Genomic DNA, 17,931 nt, shown 5'->3' with positions numbered 1-17,931 from the left:
TGTCGTTAAAGGCGGCGGATGGCAGTCTGTTTTTTTATAGTCTTGTTAACGTTCCATTCACACTACTCTGATAATCTCTATAAGCGTTAGGTGGATGATCATCCAAGCCCAATAATTGATGATGCGGAGGATAATAATGTTAACATCTATAAAAAAAAGACTGATCGTTGGTCTAACCCTATTGGCTGTGATTAGTGCCGGATTAGGAGCAAGTCTGGTGTTGCCCGGAAAACAGGCATCGGCCGAGGCCAAGACGGATCAAACCGTGCTACCTATAGCTCAGACTGAAGCACCCGCCAATCTTGATGATACCGCTAGTCTGACTACCTTCGTTGATGGCATTATGGAAAAAGATATGAATCGGCTGCAAATTCCGGGAGCGGTCATCTCGATCGTAAAGGATAACAAAATTATTTTGGCCAAAGGTTATGGCAGTTCCAATCTGGAAGAAACGGCACCGGTTGATCCGACAACCAGCATGTTTCGAATCGCTTCGACGACAAAGCTATTCACCTGGACAGCGGTAATGCAACTGGTCGAGCAAGGTAAAATTAATCTGGACACGGATATTAATACCTACCTGAAATCAGTAAAGATCCCTGCTACTTATCCTGAGCCGATTACTATGCGCCATTTGATGACACATACAGCAGGGTTCGAAGAAGGTGGAGTTGGTTATCAAATCACTACAGACCCTGCCAAATTGCCGGGGTCAATCTCGGAAACACTCAATAAGCATATGCTGTCACGAGTAAGACCACCCGGACAGATAAGTTCTTATTCGAACTACGGTGCTACACTCGCAGGTCTAATTGTAGAGGAAGTTAGCGGTGTTCCTTACAATGATTATATAAAGAAATATATTTTTGATCCGCTCGACATGAAATATTCGACTGTAGTAGAACCTTTGCCGGAGTCATTCATGCCCAACAAAGTTGTCGGGTACAACAGCGAGAACGGTAGTTTTATTCCAGGCACACCTACCTTCGAGGGAGGGTTTCGTCCTGCCGGCTCGGGTACAGTATCAGCAGTAGATATGGCGCATTTCATGATCGCCCATCTGCAGAACGGCAACTATGGTGACCAGCAGATTCTGAGACCCGAGACGGCAGAACTAATGCATTCAACGGCGTTTCAATTTGATAAACGTCTGCCGGGAGTGGATCTTGGGTTCGCAGAGAAACAAATCAATGGGCTCACGCTGATCACTCATGGTGGTTCTGACCCCATGTTTAATACGGGATTGTATCTTGTGCCTGCCAAGCATGTAGGCATCTTTGTATCCTACAGCGGCGGTGAGGGCGGTGATTCCGCATCAGACCTCATCCAAGCCTTTTTCAACCGCTACTACCCTGCTCCTCATGGGAGTCAGCCTGAATTCATCGCTTCTGATGAATCTATTCAGAAATTCGCAGGATCCTATCAATTTACCCGCAGAAACATCAGTGATATTGATAAGTTTTTCAATTTTTTCGCTCAGCTGAATGTCTCGGTTGAGGATAATAAGCTATCCTTGGGAAGTGGTAGTGAACAACAATTGTACAGAGAAGTCGGTCCGAATATGTTCCAACTCGAGGGAGGTGCCGAACAAATTGCCTTCCGCACGAATGAGTCCGGTAAGGTTACACATATGATCTTAGGGATGGTACCAGATATGCCGCTGGAGCGTACGCCTCTCTTGGATCAGAATAAATTTTGGCTTATCGTACTAGGGTTCTCTGGGTTTATTTTTATCACTGCATTGCTCGGACTAATCTTTTCCAGACGCAAGATCAAGGCGATGACGCCACCGGAAAAATGGGCCATCCGACTGTCTACGGGAACTGCTGGTTGGGCGCTGCTATCTTTCGTCACGATATTCATGGTGGTTATGTCCATGGACACGATGCAGAAGTACAGCGGTATCAGTCTTTCGCTTTCTCTCAGTTTAGTTATGCCAATCATTTTGGTGGGTCTGACTTTAGCTCTGTTAATCTCGGCTATACTGGTTTGGAAGAATAAGTACTGGACAGCTTTCAAGCGGGTGCATTATACGTTAGTGACGCTTTCTGCTGTGGCAATGACTCTGTTCTTCTACTATTGGAATCTGTTGGGTTGGCAGTTCGGATAACACCATTACTTGCTAAGAACAATTCAGATATAATGAAAGCTTAATAGAGGAGGAAAATCGTGGCTACTATACTTATCGCTGATGATGATGATAACATCCGAAAGCTAATGTCTTTATTTTTGCGAAAAGAAGGTTTTGAACTCAAAGAAGCCAGGGATGGTACCAAAGCTCTGTCCATTATACAGAATTCGCGTGTCGATCTCGTCATTCTAGATATTATGATGCCAGGACTTAATGGTTGGGATCTGTGCAGAGAAATCAGGCGCTGGGATGCCAACATCCCCCTCCTCATGGTGACAGCTAAAGCGGAATCCGTACACAAAGTGAAAGGTTTTCAGCTTGGTACGGATGACTATCTAACAAAACCATTTGATCCACTTGAACTGGTAATGCGAGTAAAAGCTTTGCTTAAACGCTCGCTGGTCGTTACTTCCCAGTCTGTGGAGTTGGGCAATGTGGTTCTCAACCGCCGAACTTTTCAGGTCACGCGTGGTGAAGAACCAGTCACAATTCCTTTGAAGGAATTTGAGCTGCTGTTTCTGCTGGCCAGCCATCCTGGGCAAATCTTCACAAGAGAACAGTTGATCCTTCAGGTCTGGGGATTAAATTATGAAGGAGACGGCCGGACTGTAGATGTGCACATAAGTCGGTTGAGGGAGAAATTCAGCGGCAAGGGCGAGCAATTTCAAATCGAAACGGCCCGCGGTCTGGGATACCGGCTGATCCTTACGCCATGATCAAGACGTTGTATGTACGAGTCATTCTCACGTTTCTAGGCATCATTATCTTTAGTCTAATCTGTTCCTTTTTCATTGGTTTGTATGTCTTTCAGAAACAAATAACTTATGAGGGACAGAATGAAATGATCGTAGTAGGAAAAGAGATCATTCACCGCTATGATGACGCCAAACCTAAAGATACGGACGAGTTCCTGAATAGTATGGTTAAGGTATCTGCATACCCTATCCACCTGTACAATCATGCCGGGGAACATACCTTTTATGGGCTCAAGGGTAGTCCAGCTGTCATGGTCCCCCCCGATGCTGTCAAACAAGTCCTACAAGGAAAGCTCTACCGATCCTCCGCGGACGATAAGGATATTTTTATCGGGATGCCCTTTATGTTGGACGGGGAGTGGCGTGCGATGTTCTTGCAGTATTCTGCTGAGAACGAAAATATCGTCAATCGAATGATGCTATTTGTGCTTTTGCTCGTGCTTTTACTGGGTAGTGTATGTATTCTTATTGCCGCCAGATATTTGGTGGAGCCGATCAAAGCACTGACGAATGCGACCAAAAGGCTGGGCAAGGGTGATTTCGGGGTGGAGCTTAAAGTGAACCGAATAGATGAAATCGGGGAATTGACACAGAGCTATGTGGAGATGGCAAGGGAGCTGAAGCAGTTGGAACAGATGAGGCAGGATTTCGTATCCAACGTTTCTCATGAAATCCAGACACCGCTTACGTCCATTTCCGGCTTTGCCAAGGCGCTACTGAACCATGATTTAATCGTGGAGGAGGAACGCAGCGAGTATCTTGATATCATCATTGCGGAGAGTGAGCGCCTATCGAGGCTAAGTGATAATTTACTGAAGCTCGCTTCCCTGGATTCTGAACATCATCCCTTCAACGCAAGTCCCTTCAATCTTGACGAGCAGATTAGAACCATCGTTGTGACCTGTGAGCCCCAATGGTCAGCCAAAGGCATTGTTATCGACCTTGAACTGCCGGAAGCGATCAAGATTAAGGGTGATGAAGATCAACTGAAGCAAGTATGGATGAATTTGCTCAGCAACAGCATCAAATTCACACCGGAAGGCGGGAATATTCGCATCAGTATAGATAGTCGTGCAGCAGAAGTATCCGTCACCATCAGCGATAATGGAATCGGGATGTCCCCGGAAGAGTTCAAGGCTGTATTCCAAAGATTTTATAAAATAGACAAATCGCGGAACGGAAACAACAATGGCAATGGCCTCGGACTTGCGATCGTTAAAAAAATCGTCTCTCTGCATCAGGGAAGGATAGAGATAGATGGTGCGGTTGGAGAAGGAACGACGATTATCGTTAGTTTACCCGTCTCTCCGTCTGCTCCCAGCCGAAAGAGCCAAGAATAGCAACCCAAACGAGGCTCAATAAGCTAACATCTTTTAAATATCATAGAATCAAAAAACAGGCGATACCGGTAGACCGGAGCATCGCCTGTTTTTTTAAGGTTAGATCTAGGAGCATCGCTACTAGATCTGCAACTGATTGTAATATCTAATAGTGGCCAAAGCTCCAGCCACTAGGTACTGCCGCCCCCCTTTGGCTAAAAACCGAAGGAGGGTTCTTTGAGCCTTCCTTCGGTTTTGGGTTTGTGTTTTGGGGTTCGCGCTGATGGCAGCGGAGAGAACGGACTGATTGTGGAAAAGCGGAGCGTCCGCCAGTGCAATGCGCAGCACTTAAAACGCCAAATGCCCAATTCCAAAACCTAAGGCTCAATCAACCCATACTTCGTTTTTATCCGATCCAACTTTTCAATCATAGGGTTAGCAATGAAAAAGAGGAACACCACCGTCGAGATGGCATGCACCATATCAAACCAAAAGGCGGAAATATAAGTTGTCATCAAAGCCGACCATGAGAACTCAGACGTGAACATCATCAGCGAGCCTATATTGATAATGCCGCCATATACCAAGAACGTCGCTAGCCCTCCGAATATACAGAGAGACAGTTTGGTCTTTTTAAGCAGACCTTTCTTGAAGAAAATGCCCGCCAGGAAGCCAATGATGCCAAAACAAAACATTTGCCAAGGCGTCCATGGTCCCTGCCCAAAAAAGAAATTGGAGACAAAGCCCGCAACAGCACCGACCAGAAATCCTGCCTCAGCTCCCAAACTCACCCCTGCGATGATGACAATGGCAACAACCGGCTTAAACTGCGGCAACATGAAAAAGGCTGCGCGACCAGCAACAGCAATGGCTGCTAACACCGCTATGACGATGAGTTCCCTCGCCTGAGGCTTCCGATTCTCGAACACTAGCGCAAACGGAATCATCGTATAGAGGACGATCAATAGGCTGATAAAGTAATATTTGCGATCGTCTAGGACAAAAATACCTAACAAAATTGTAGCTGGAATAACTATAAAGATTAGTAGTGCTGCTAATAAAGTTCGACGACTCAAACGACGACCCGTTACCTGCTTCGTTGACATAAATCAATCACACCCTCTATCGTAACTCCCTCGCTCCATACATGACGCGCCATCCGATTGGCGGCAGTCGTATAGAAGCTGTTTCCCGCAAAAAACTTCTGGGCTTCATTCGTAGTGATGATGCTTCCATCAAAAAACATCGCGCAGACCTCGGCGTACTTGGCACAAAATTCAACGTCATGCGAAACCATTACGATGGTAACACCTTCGGCATTAAGCTTCTGTAGAAATAAAGCTAATTTCTCTTTAAAAGGTCCATCCAGTCCCTTAGTCGGTTCATCCAGCAGCAGAATCTTCGGTTCTAACAAAAGCACTTTAGCCAGCGCCGCACGTTGCTGTTCTCCCCCGCTAAGATCATATGGATGCATCGAGAGAAGATGTTCCAGTTCTGCGAACTTAACCACGGCCTCAACTTTAGCCACCTTTTCTTCCTTCGTTAAAGGAAGCTGAGATAACATTTCGTATAAATCTAGTTCGACTGTTTTTTTCACAAATAACGTTTGCGGATTTTGCGGAAGGATGCCCAGATTGTTAGTAAACAATTCTTTGGCATTTATTTTCGCCGGGTTTTTCCCGCCGATTAGAACCTTCCCTCGATAGGGCTGAAGGATGCCGCTCATAAGTGACAGCGTCGATGTCTTCCCCGTTCCATTACCACCAACAATGCAATAGAACTGCCCTTGCTTTACTTCAAACGACAAATCTTTGATGATATCCGGTCCATTTTTATCATATTTAAACCATACATCCTTGAACTTTATGACTACAGGGCCGTCCACTTTCGAGCTTGACTGAGCTACTACCATCGTTGCAGGTGTCTTATCCTCTAGAAAAGCATCCAGCCATTGTCGTCCTTCCTTCACTGTAACAGGCCATGCTAAGTCATTCTCTACGCCTGCGTAAATTTGCATGGGTGAGGGCATGGACAGAAACATTGGATGGTTCAGCATGCTTAAAGCTTCGCCTACCTTTTGCGGGGTATCATCTGCAATCACAACGCCCTCATTCAGCACAATCAGCCGATCTGTGAGCGGAAGAACATCCTCTAGACGATGCTCGGTCATGATAACGGTGGTTCCAAGCTCGCGATTAATCTTTTTGACCGTCTCCAAAAAATCGGAAGCTGCGATAGGATCTAGCTGAGAGGTAGGCTCATCAAGGATTAGAACCGAAGGATGCATAGCCATAATCGCTGCTAAATTGAGTAGCTGCTTCTGGCCACCCGATAGCTCAGTCACACTTTTATGGAACCAGGTCTGAATTCCGAAAAAGCTCGCCATCTCAGCCACGCGCAAACGAATCGTAGAATTGTCATAACCTAAGCTTTCAAGACCAAAGGCCAACTCATGCCACACCTTGTCTGTCACAATTTGATTGTCCGGACTCTGGAGTACGTAACCGATTTCCGCTGCCTGTGTCCGTTGATCGATCTCCTCTACAGGTTGCCCCTTATAATAAATCACCCCTTGGCGTTTGCCATGTGGGCTTAGGATTGTTTTCAGTTGTCTTAGTAAGGTACTTTTGCCGCAGCCTGACTTTCCACAAACAGTAATAAAGTCTCCGCTTGCAATCTTAAGATTAACATTCGATAGAGCCATCTGCTCTTGTTCAGGAAAAGCAAAGCTTAGTTCTTCGATTCGATAGATTTCCATTTCATTGCCTCCACCATATTGATGAGCACAGGGATCATACATAGCGCAAAATAAGCGATATATACAAGGATACTAAAAGGTGTAATTGCGCTCGCTTTAATCGATGGATAATATCTCATCGTGTTCTCACCCATCGCTGCACCGACAGCTACTATCGCAATTAAGCCTGTCATGATCAAGAGGGCTACTTTGTCCCGGACATCTAAACGGAAGATCGAAAAGCTTGTACGTCCAGGCAATCCATATCCTCTTGACTTCATGGAATCCGCCGTCTCAATCGCATTTTCCAGGGCCCAGGTAGTCATTATCGATAGGATCGTTATCCCATTTCGCGCTCGCGCGAGGAGATTTCCCTGCGTGACATCCCGGCCTATACATTTTTGAGCATTCGAAATCACCTTGATTTGCGCTAAATATCTAGGAACAAAACGAAGCACCATCGAAAAAATCAACGACAGTGCCGGCAGTATTTTTCCGAATATATAAATAAACTTATCCGAGGTCATCACGGCGTTATAACAGGAGAACCATATGATTACCGTCACAAACATGCACGCCGCTGCTACGCCATAAAGAATCGATTCCTTCGTAATGGGGTTTCCATTGTTTAAATAGAACAAGATCGTTACCCCTTGATGATTAAAAACAGGGTTCATAATCGCCATAAATAGTAGAAAAGGAACCATGTACAGCAGATTAAATCGAACGGCTTTTTTTCCTTTTAACATAAAGGAGTAAACCACTGCACTGATCAGGGCAATCACCTGAAATATGGGATGCATGAACACCATGCTAAATAACAACACAACTACAAAATAAAGAAAATTCACAAACGGATGAAAGGTAGAAAAGCTATCCTTCATTATTTCTGTGCTCCTCCTGTGGCTACATAACCACCTACATCTCGACCTAGATCACAGGTGTATACCCATTCAACGACATCGCCATCCTTAAGCACATAACGACTACTGCCGTAGTTAGGGAACCAGCCATTTACTTTGTACATCCATCCACTAAGCTCTCCAGCATCAAATTCATAAAGATTATTTATGCCTTCAATATAATTACTGTTATAGATCGGAGTCATACTGAATTCCATATGGATTTTGTTCTTCTTCATTTCTCTTAGCAAAACATCAAACACAGACTCCCCTTCATAAAAGGTTAACTTCTGCGCTTTATAAATGATACCATCTGCCGGCAATACTTCAAGCTTATCCTCGTTGAAAATGTTCATATTATCTAAAATGGTAGCCGCCGAGACGGACAAGGTAGCCGTTAATTGCTTCCTCTTATCTACTGTTGCATTTTGCCATTCCACTGGCTTAGGTTTCCCACTCGGTACTGGATCCGTAAGAAATTTATCCTTTTTCGGTTCCTGCTTGGCTTCTGTTGCCGCTACTTTTGAATCCGGTTTGGTTACTGGTTTTGCCGTCGCTTTCGTTTCCGGAACGGACGTTTTAGCCGCTTTCGGTGTTGCGGTCGGCTTTTCAACCTCTGTACCCGCAGTTTCGGTTGGCGTTACCTCTTCAGTTGGCTTTACCGTTTCAATGGGCTTAGCTGTTTCACCTGGCGTAGCTGTAGGAGCTATCTCAGTTGTCTCGGCATCACTTGAGGCTGTAGGCTCTACTTCAACATTCTGATTGGAAGCCGTATTGGCTGATTCTACAACTTGTGACCCAACATTGTTACTCGCAACCTTGTTCGGGCTCTTCTGATAATTCCCACCCCAAAAGAAGGCAATCGCCAACACACCAATAATTAGCATCGCTGTTAGCCATTTTTTCTTGTTCATTTCTTAAGTTCCCCACCTTAAATAATAAGCAAGGGTATACACGCTACCCTTGCTTATCTCTTTAAATAAAGTTCTATTTAACGTCTGTCATGTCATAAAGACTCGTCTGACCCTTAACGAACCGATCATAAGCAACCAGTGCATACATCGCTTGATCCGTAGCCATAAGATCTACTTCTCCTGGTTTCGCGCCTCCGTTGCCTACTCCACCCTGCTTCACGTGATAAAAACCACCTTCAGCAGCAGCAAAGCCAAGCAACGCATCTACCGCTGAACGGCCATTTTTAATAAATCTGGAATCCTTATGCGGATCTATACCAAGTCCAGTTAAAGCTACAATAACCTGAGCAATGCTCTCGGAGTTCGTAGATTCCCAGCTTGCAAAGCCACCGTCTGCTGTTTGTGTTTTGGATAACCAAGCCAATCCACGATCTACAGCAGCCGTTACTTTGGCATTCGTTTTGTAATAAGGGGTTAAGCCTTGAATAACCATCCCAGTGATATCCGGATCGGCCGCAGTAGCATTACTGCCAAGTGCCCATCCCCCACCGTTGATCTCTCTGCCTAAAATATAATCAATAAGCTTCTCTCTAGTCGTCTGTGTCTTTACATCCTTAACCACTGGAATGTCGTAATGATTACTATCCAGTGCGATCAAGGCAAACACAGGTCCATTAATACCTTGCTTGATTACAGTATCAAAATCAGCGAGCGGCTCCAGTAGGTTATAACCCGCCACTTTATCAATATTTTTGCCGATTGAAGTTAATGCCAAAATAACTCTATCATATTCCGTATATTTTACGCTATGCAGCTTCCCAGCCTTTTCTTTAAGGGTTGCTTCTACATTCGCATAGTACTTAGCGTAATAACTATCTGGAACCTTCACACCAGAACGTGCCAGCCCGAACACTGTCCAATCGCCGCCAACCGAGGAGATGACAGGGTTTGTTACTGTTTTTTGCAAAAAGAATGCTGTGTTCTGAATATATGGACTAACTGCTTTGTCGCCACTCTTATAATCATGGGTTCTAGTAGCTACAACAGCTGCCATTTCTCTAGTTACAAGCTCTTTAGGTTTAAATTGATTATCATCACCTAACATTAGTCCAGTGGCAACAATAGTTTCCACATCTGCTTTAGCCCACGCGGATGCAGTTTTGATGTCTTTAATCGCTGTTCCTGGCTTCGTAGCTGGGATTGATAATGCTCTGACAATGATTGCTGCCATCTGCTCGCGAGTAATCTTGTCATTTGGCTTAAATTCATTATTAAAGCCTGTAATTAATCCTGCTTTATGAGCAGCATTCACATATGGATAGAACCAATCTGCCAGAGCTACATCCTTATAGGTAATTCCCTTATCACTCTTAATATCAAGTTCCAATGCAGAAACTAGGATCTTAGTAAACTCTGCTTTTGTAATGTAATCCTTCGGATTCACCTGACCATTGTTACCTTGGATGTACCCTTTTACTGTAGCTGTTTCAATCGCTGAGAACGCCCAGGATGAGATCTTATCGGCGTCTTTATACAGTTTTTTAATATCAGTAGGAGTTGCTGTTGGAGATGGACTCGCTGTCGGATTACCGTTACCTTCCGGAATAGTTACATCACCCGGAGCAGGAGTACCGCTAGGTTTAGGTGTTGGCTTTGGAGTCGGACTCGCTGTTGGTATCGGTGCATTTAGATCGGCACCCAAATTCGTAGTATAACGCCACTGAATTCTATCCCCAGCACTTAGGTTATATGAAGATGCACCATAATTAGGATAAACTCCGTTCACATTATACATCCAGCCACTACCGCTATCATGGTCAAATTCTCCATCACCAGCTATGGATTCAACATATACACTATTGTATATTTCTGTCCACTTAAATTTATAGATGATACCTTGGCTGTCAAGCACTCTCTTTAATACAGACCATACTGTGTCATTTGGTAGTAGCTCTACCTGTGCAGATGGAACAACATATCCCTTATTAATCGTAAGCTTATCCACGGATAGGGTTACATATGGCTTCGATGGAGTGGTTCCACCACCATTGCCGCCGCCATTTCCTTCACCATTGCCACTACCACCGTCGCCACCAGGTGTCTGAACTACACTGGATGTATAAGCAATGTAATCAGTGAAGTGATTGGTTTTTACGATTAAGTCATTTCCACTATCAAAGGCATACTCAGACTTGCCGCTCGCAATGCCTAAGTCATCACTTACAAATTTTTGAATCGCATGAGGTGTACCATTTTGAATATAAGCAGCATCTTTTCCTTTAAGGTCCTTAAAGGTTAATGTTATAAATTGACTAAATTCTACTCTTGCACTGCCACCCATGGAAAAAGCTTGAATAATGCTCTCCAGCTTCTTATCCTGGGAAATAATCTGGTTCAGACTATCTTTTAGTGCAGCTTCTGTGCCTGTTAAAGGTGACATTAGTTCAATCGTTGAGGCATCTCCACTTGTAACTTTTGCACCCTTAGGAATGACTACAGATACGTCACCTTTGTTAGCCTCTATCTGAGGAAGGTCGCTGTTACTAGGTAAACTAACACTAACTTTCGATTGTTGGTCTTTAGGAATAACTACCGTTATTTCCTTGTTGCTATCCCCGGTGCTGATCGGAACGATATAATCTTGAGCGTCATTTGGGATATCAACTTTTGGGTTATTACCAGACGGTAACGGAAGTTCTTTTGGACCCTCTGGTTGCCCAGGTCCCGGTCCTTCTGGTTGTTCCAATTTCACATCATTCATATCAAAGAGACGGTTACTATGATTGATCAGACGATCATAGGACACAAGTGCATACGTGCCTTGGTCCGTAGCCATTCCATTTACTGATCCTGTTAAGGTGTGCTTAAATCCACCATCAGGTGCAGCAAAGACAAGTAATGCATCAATAAGGGACTTGCCATTCTTGATAAACCTAACATCATTGTCCGGGTTAACACCTACGCTAGTTAAAGCAACAATAACTTGCGAGATGCTTTCACTGCTTGTGCTTCCCCAGCTTGTATAACTACCATCATTATTTTGATTACTCGATAACCATGCAATGGCCCGATCTACGGCAGCTTTTACATTAGAATCCTTTGCGTAATAAGGTGCAAGTGCTTGTATTGCCATAGCCGTCATATCGACATCGGCTTTCGCCGTACCTAATGCCCAACCACCGGCTTCTACTGTACCTTTTTTAATCTCATTATCTAAAATATACTGAATCAGGTTTTCTCTTGTGGTTTGAACTTTACCTGCTGGCGCTACTGGAATATCATAGTTATGACTATCTAGCGCAATTAGAGCAAATATAGGACCATTATTTCCTTGCTTCTGAATGTATTGATAATCAGCAAGCGTTTTTCTCAGATCATACCCCGCGACATTCGTGATATCTTTTCCAATAGAGGTAAGTCCTAAAATCAATCTGGAATACTCTGTACTTACAGTAGTATCGATTTTCCCATCCTTTATTAAGGCTGCTACTTTCGTAGCTATATTGTTGTAATAGAGATCATAATAAGCATTAGGCACATCGTAGTTTGCACGTGCTAAAGAAAGAATGGACCACTCTCCGAAATAAGTCGGATTCGTTACGGTTTTAACAAGATAGGCAAGGCTCTTATCCAAATGCTGCTTGGCTACATCTGGAGTCGGTACTTCCGGCTGCTCTAATTGAACATCATTCATGTCATAGAGACGGTTGCTATTATTGATCAGACGATCATAGGATACGAGTGCATATGTGCCTTGATCCGTAGCCATAGCGTCTACTTTTCCGGTGAGAATATGCTTGAATCCACCATCCGGCCCAGAGAAGCTAAGTAAAGCATCTATAAGTGAATTTCCTTCTTTAATAAACTTAGGGTCACTGTGCGGATCTACGCCTACGCCAGTTAAGGCAACAACAATCTGTGCGATGCTCTCACTGCTTGTGCTTCCCCAGCTTGTAAATCCACCTTGAGCATTTTGTACACTCGATAACCATGCAATCGCCCGATCCACGGCAGCTTTTACATTAGAATTCGTTGCGTAATAAGGCGCAAGTGCTTGCATCGCCATCCCGGTCATATCGACGTCTGCTTTGGTTACACCTAAAGCCCAGCCCCCGGCATCTGCTGCACCTTTTTTAACTTCTCTATCTAAGATGTACTGAACCAGGTTTTCTCTTGTGCTTTGATATATAACTCCCTTCTCATCAGGATCAGGGAATAATACTGGAATTTCGTAGTCATGACTATCTAGTGCAATCAGAGCAAATATGGGACCGTTGTTCCCTTGCTTCTGAATATATTGATAATCAGCGAGTGCATTTCTTAGATCATGACCTGCAACATTCGTGATATCTTTTCCGATAGAGGTCAGTCCTAGAATTGCTCTGGAATTCTCTGTGCTTTTATTGGCGTCGAGTTTTCCATCCTCTTTGATCATCGATGTTATTTTCGTAGCTACATTGTTGTAATAGAGATCATAATAACCACTTGGTACTTTATAGTTCGCACGTGCTAGAGAAAGAATCGACCATTCTCCGCTACCTGTTCCAAATGACGGATTCTTTACAGTGTTAACGATGTAAGCCAAGCTTTTATCTAACTGTTCTTTGGCAGTAATTTTATAAGTAACCTGATAGGTTACATTATCTGCTTTGTTCCCAGCGCCATCTACAGCCGTTACTGCGATTACGTTACTACCTGGGTTAAGAGAGGCTCTGTACTCACCATTAGTAGCTGACAGAACGACTTGGTTCAGCTTTACTACTGGGATAATGTCTTTATAGACATTGTCTGTAACCACTACTTTGAAGCTTAAATCTTTACTGGATACTTCTTGTTTATCTTGTATACCTTCTATTAATATCGTAGGCTTCTCTGTATCTGGCTCTTGTACTAACGCATTAATCTGCTCTACTAGAGCTTGATTAACCTCTGTTGTTACAACTGCACTATCGGCAATTGCTTCATTCGCATGAGCCGGGATTACGCTTGTAGAGAACGTCGTGATAAATACAGCTACAATGAGTAACCAAGCTAAAAACTTATTTTTCTTCATGTTTCCATAACCCTTCCCTTCTCTTCCTATAATAAAAAAACAGAATAAACTTTCCAAGCATAACGCCCTCGGCGTCCTTATAAGGACGTTATGCGTTTAGCGAGAAATATAAGACATAGAGTATAGGTGCTAAACTTATACTTTCTTATATTTTTAGCACTACAAAAAAACCACTCAACATAACGTCAAGAGGTTTAAGATAGTGAACCGCAATAATAGCAGGCATATACTATATCAAACACCCCTCTATCGCTCGTAGAGTTTAATGGTGTATCAGAAACAGGCAGATATTCTGGCTCAAGTATCATCACCCTTGCTACCTTCCCAGTTTCCCAGTGGTACCTTGCAAGGACTCCTCTTTCACAGCGGCGGGACCGCGCGGGACTCACACCCGCTTTCCATTTAACCAATCTATGATTGCATTTCCGAAACATTCATAATTGGCACCTATTGCTAATAATAATTTTTCATGCTCCATCATATCTAATATAGATGCTTTTGTCATGCAATATTTGTTTTTTGTATAACGAGTAGTTAGCGATAATCCTATTGAATATCAAATCATTTTAACCACAATATACTCTTTTTCTCTCAGCTCAAAGCCCTCCTCCAGTGACAAAGAGGCCAAATCAAAGATTCGATCATACTTTTTATTTCGTAGGAGCCCTTCTTCCTCAGCCCAACAAGTATAAAGCTCAAACTCGGCACCAGATACCCCATAATCTGTCATAAGCCTAAATAACTCCCGACAACACTTGAGTGAGGCATCATACGATCCTGGTAGCGTATCTTTTAGCTTAGGGGATACAGAGAAGCCGCCCCAATTCGGTGAAATCCGGTATACATATGGACTCCGAAAATGCTTGCGAATCTCATCGTTCCAATACCCAAGTTCCTCTATAAAAATACCCGCTGCATCTTCTTCCGAGTCGTATACAAGACAGTCCTCATCTCTTAAATGAGACAGATCTGCGATGTCATCTAAAGGAATTATGCCTTGCAGGCGTAAAGCCTCTCTTTGATTCTTATACTCTGGGGAATTTTTCACTTCATTATATGTCTTTGCTGACAGTACACTGCCTCTTTCTCCTAACGGAAGCTCTGTAGCCGAGCCTATGTAATGAAATCTGCTCACTGGATTGCCCTCCATAACTTTGGAATCACTGCAAATCACTAATTCATATATGAATTTACCACAAATTAGTAAGGTACTCGTTGAAATTATTCTATGTTAGGGTATTTGGTAAGCGTTTACAACAAATTAATGGAGGTGTATATGATCATCTAAGCACCAAAGTACTAATGAAGGTCCGGTTTAAGCATCCTCAAAAAATGATCTTACAAAGGAGAATTCAATGACTACTCGAATCCAGAAACACTTCTTATCATTGACCCTTGTCACCGCTCTTCTGCTTTCTTTGTTCTCATCCATTGCCGCCGCTGCCACTAAGGACGAGCAACAAGCTAAGCCAGCACCAAAGAGTAAGATCCAATCCTATGTAGACGATATGCAGCCCGGATGGAACCTTGGCAATACGCTAGATGCTACAGGTGAGGATGAAACCTCCTGGGGCAATCCGCGTGTGACCCAAGAACTGATTAAGAAAATCGCCGCACAAGGCTACAAAAGTATCCGGATTCCCATCACTTGGGATTCACACATAGGTGAAGCACCGAACTATACCATTGATCAAGCTTACCTCAACCGTGTCGAAGAAGTTGTCGGCTGGGCGCTGGACGCCAAGCTTTATGTAATGATTAACGTCCATCACGACTCCTGGTTATGGGTAAGTCATATGGAAGAGAAGCATGATGAAACGCTCGCGCGTTATAACGCAGCATGGACTCAAATTGCGGACCGCTTCAAGGATAAATCCGATAAGCTGATGTTCGAAAGCATTAATGAACCTCGTTTCACGGATGGCGGAAGTACGGATGAAGTGAAGATGGAACAGATGCTTACAGAGCTCAACAATTCTTTCCATCAGATCGTTCGAAACTCAGGTGGAAAGAATGATGTCCGTCCGCTAGTGCTGCCTTCATTAGAGACTTCTCCTACCCAACCTAGAATGGATCAGCTTTACAAGACGATTACAGCTCTTAACGATCCGAACATAATCGCGACCGTTCACTACTACGGCTTCTGGCCGTTCAGTGTGAATATCGCTGGTTACACCACGTTTGAAAAAGATACAAAAAACGATATCATCCAAACTTTTGATAACGTTTACAACACATTCGTAGCCAAAGGAATCCCTGTTATCGTTGGTGAGTTTGGACTGCTAGGCTTCGATAAGGATACAGGTGTGATTGAACAAGGCGAGAAGCTGAAATTCTTCGAGTACCTTACCTATTATTTAAAAGAAAAGAAAATGACCTCCATGCTCTGGGATAATGGGCAACATTTCAACCGCAAAACGTATAAGTGGTCCGATTCCGAACTCCACAACGTATTAATGTCTGGTCTGAAAGAACGTTCCTCGAGCACCGAGAGCGATCTGGTCTATCTAAAAAAAGGTGCAACGATCAAAGACACCAAGGTGAAGCTCAACCTAAACGGCAATAAGCTAACCACGATTAGTGCAAATGGGAAGTATCTAATAAAGGGAAAAGATTACACCTTGAATGGCGAGGAACTCACACTCAAAGCCAGCCAACTCAAAAAACTCACAGCTTCCCAAAAATACGGTGAAAATGCCGTGTTAACGCTGAAATTCAACAAGGGTGTTGCGTGGAGACTAAAGATCATCGTGAATGACACTGCCAAATTAAGTGATGCCAAAGGTACGACTGAATCGTTTGCGATTCCAACTACCTTTAATGGCAACCAGCTTGCCACGATGGAAGCTGTCTATACCGCTGGTGGCAATGCAGGCCCGCAAGACTGGACTCCATTCAAGGAGTTCGGCAATACCTTCTCACCCTCTTATAACACGAAAGAAATCAAGCTGCTACCAGCCTTCTTTAAAGATGTTAAAGACGGAGAAGTTATCCTGAAATTCCACTTCTGGAATGGTGATATCCTTACGTACAAGATCACGAAGAGTGGAACAAACGTTGTAGGAAAGTCTTCTTAGCTTTCGCTGCATAACATAAATAGGAGTGTCCCTTCACGAGGACACTCCTATTTTTAAGTAAATCATACATATACTTCTTCATACGTCATCAACATTAAGCGATAGACCAGATACACTCCAAGATAAGCTCCCGTTATAAGGAACATTGGATTCAAAAAAATCGCATGGATCGAGGTCATGAATACCGTGTTATCTCTTAATATTGCATATATGGCTAGGGCAGAAATATTGCCTAAAATAAGCGTAGATAACACAGAAGCAACATTAAAAACAATACGCCACTTTATCCATTTATGTTGTATCATTAGCATCGCGATGGGGACCACTATACTGCCAAATACGATTAGAAATTTCATTTAGCCAGCCACCTCAGTATCTCTTTAATCCTCCAGTTCAACACTTTCAATTTGCCCCTCTGCATTCACTGTCCACTCGATATCAACACCTGGCATCAATCCAAGCTTGTCCTCATCTTCGATCACTACATGATCGGGGATGGCTAGGGTCTGCTCTCCCCCACCTTCTACTTTAACGGTAACCTGTCTACCATTAGACGTAGTAACCTTCCCTTCATATTCAATCTGCTGCAAAACAATCTTTTGGCTCGGATCCGTAATGGTAACCCGCTTGCCGCCGTCTGTCAGCAGCTCAATCTTTTTATGATAGCCATCCTTTAAAGTGACTTCCTTCATGACTCTCTGAACGCTAACATCCGCCGGAAGTCCCTCTGTATTTGTACCGGATGAGGCACTGGGTAGTTCTGTTGCATGGTTCGTAGGCGCAGGTGCAGTGGCATCTGTTGTAGGCGTTGGAGTTACTTGTGTGGTTTCATTGGCAGCATTAGAGCAGCCACTTAATAGGACAGTGCAGGCACAGATCAAACAAAGAATAGAAGTTCGAATCTGGCGTTGTGAATTTCCTTTATTCTGTGTCATCATTTACCTCCGCATTTAAATTTCTTCCAGTTCTATTTAGTGAACATAGTTTTACCTCTTCCCTTCCTTTTATACCCCAACTTCCCCATATAAGATCGATAGAATGGT

Annotated in this window: 12 protein-coding genes and 1 riboswitch; of the genes, 4 read left to right on the top strand and 8 right to left on the bottom strand. The window is 43.7% G+C overall.

Annotation, left to right across the window (positions count from 1 at the left end; genetic code table 11):
- Nucleotides 1-136 precede the first annotated feature (136 nt).
- From CA598_RS13390 to CA598_RS13380, 3 genes are read left to right on the top strand one after another with little or no spacing between them, the layout of a single operon-like run.
- Complete coding sequence (locus CA598_RS13390) at nt 137-2,110, top strand: serine hydrolase domain-containing protein (protein ID WP_094876829.1); 1,974 nt, start codon at nt 137-139, stop codon at nt 2,108-2,110.
- 59 nt (nt 2,111-2,169) lie between these two features.
- Entirely contained in the window at nt 2,170-2,847 is a 678-nt protein-coding gene (locus CA598_RS13385) for a response regulator transcription factor (protein ID WP_094876828.1), read from the top strand.
- Nucleotides 2,844-4,226, top strand: coding sequence for a HAMP domain-containing sensor histidine kinase (locus CA598_RS13380; protein WP_094876827.1), 1,383 nt, complete (start codon nt 2,844-2,846; stop codon nt 4,224-4,226). The genes CA598_RS13385 and CA598_RS13380 overlap by 4 nt, the downstream gene beginning before the upstream one ends.
- A gap of 356 nt (nt 4,227-4,582) precedes the next feature.
- Here the strand turns inward: CA598_RS13380 and CA598_RS13375 are convergent, their stop codons facing one another.
- The 6 genes from CA598_RS13375 to CA598_RS13350 form a co-directional block, all read right to left on the bottom strand.
- Nucleotides 4,583-5,281, bottom strand: coding sequence for an ECF transporter S component (locus CA598_RS13375; protein WP_256990494.1), 699 nt, complete (start codon nt 5,279-5,281; stop codon nt 4,583-4,585).
- Nucleotides 5,282-5,292: 11 nt separating this feature from the next.
- Entirely contained in the window at nt 5,293-6,963 is a 1,671-nt protein-coding gene (locus CA598_RS13370) for an ABC transporter ATP-binding protein (protein ID WP_094876826.1), read from the bottom strand.
- Entirely contained in the window at nt 6,936-7,826 is an 891-nt protein-coding gene (locus CA598_RS13365) for an energy-coupling factor transporter transmembrane component T (RefSeq protein WP_094876825.1), read from the bottom strand. Before CA598_RS13365 ends, CA598_RS13370 begins: the two co-directional genes overlap by 28 nt.
- Nucleotides 7,826-8,758 (bottom strand): DUF4430 domain-containing protein, encoded by a 933-nt coding sequence (locus tag CA598_RS13360; RefSeq protein ID WP_094876824.1) that lies wholly within the window; start codon nt 8,756-8,758, stop codon nt 7,826-7,828. The genes CA598_RS13365 and CA598_RS13360 overlap by 1 nt, the downstream gene beginning before the upstream one ends.
- 73 nt (nt 8,759-8,831) lie before the next feature.
- A complete protein-coding gene (locus CA598_RS13355) occupies nt 8,832-13,811 on the bottom strand; it encodes an S-layer homology domain-containing protein (RefSeq protein WP_143812413.1) in 4,980 nt (1,659 codons plus the stop codon).
- Nucleotides 13,812-14,076: 265 nt separating this feature from the next.
- Nucleotides 14,077-14,277, bottom strand: a riboswitch (cobalamin riboswitch).
- A 90-nt stretch (nt 14,278-14,367) separates the two neighbouring features.
- Nucleotides 14,368-14,946, bottom strand: a complete 579-nt coding sequence (locus CA598_RS13350; RefSeq protein WP_094876823.1) for a hypothetical protein — start codon at nt 14,944-14,946, stop codon at nt 14,368-14,370.
- 220 nt (nt 14,947-15,166) lie between these two features.
- Here CA598_RS13350 and CA598_RS13345 point away from each other — a divergent pair, with 220 nt between their 5' ends.
- Nucleotides 15,167-16,888, top strand: a complete 1,722-nt coding sequence (locus tag CA598_RS13345; RefSeq protein ID WP_094876822.1) for a cellulase family glycosylhydrolase — start codon at nt 15,167-15,169, stop codon at nt 16,886-16,888.
- Nucleotides 16,889-16,950: 62 nt separating this feature from the next.
- On the opposite strand, the gene CA598_RS13340 is transcribed toward CA598_RS13345, so the two are convergent.
- Both CA598_RS13340 and CA598_RS13335 read right to left on the bottom strand, forming a co-directional pair.
- Nucleotides 16,951-17,244, bottom strand: a complete 294-nt coding sequence (locus tag CA598_RS13340; RefSeq protein ID WP_094876821.1) for a transposase — start codon at nt 17,242-17,244, stop codon at nt 16,951-16,953.
- Between the two features lie 24 nt (nt 17,245-17,268).
- A complete protein-coding gene (locus CA598_RS13335) occupies nt 17,269-17,826 on the bottom strand; it encodes a hypothetical protein (protein ID WP_143812412.1) in 558 nt (185 codons plus the stop codon).
- Between the last annotated feature and the right edge of the window lie 105 nt (nt 17,827-17,931).

It is taken from the genome of Paenibacillus sp. VTT E-133291, assembly GCF_002264395.1.
Classification (GTDB): Bacteria; Bacillota; Bacilli; order Paenibacillales; family Paenibacillaceae; genus Paenibacillus_AQ; species Paenibacillus_AQ nitricinens.
Note: the sequence above shows the minus strand (reverse complement) of the source record. Positions and strands in the feature narration are given on the sequence as shown.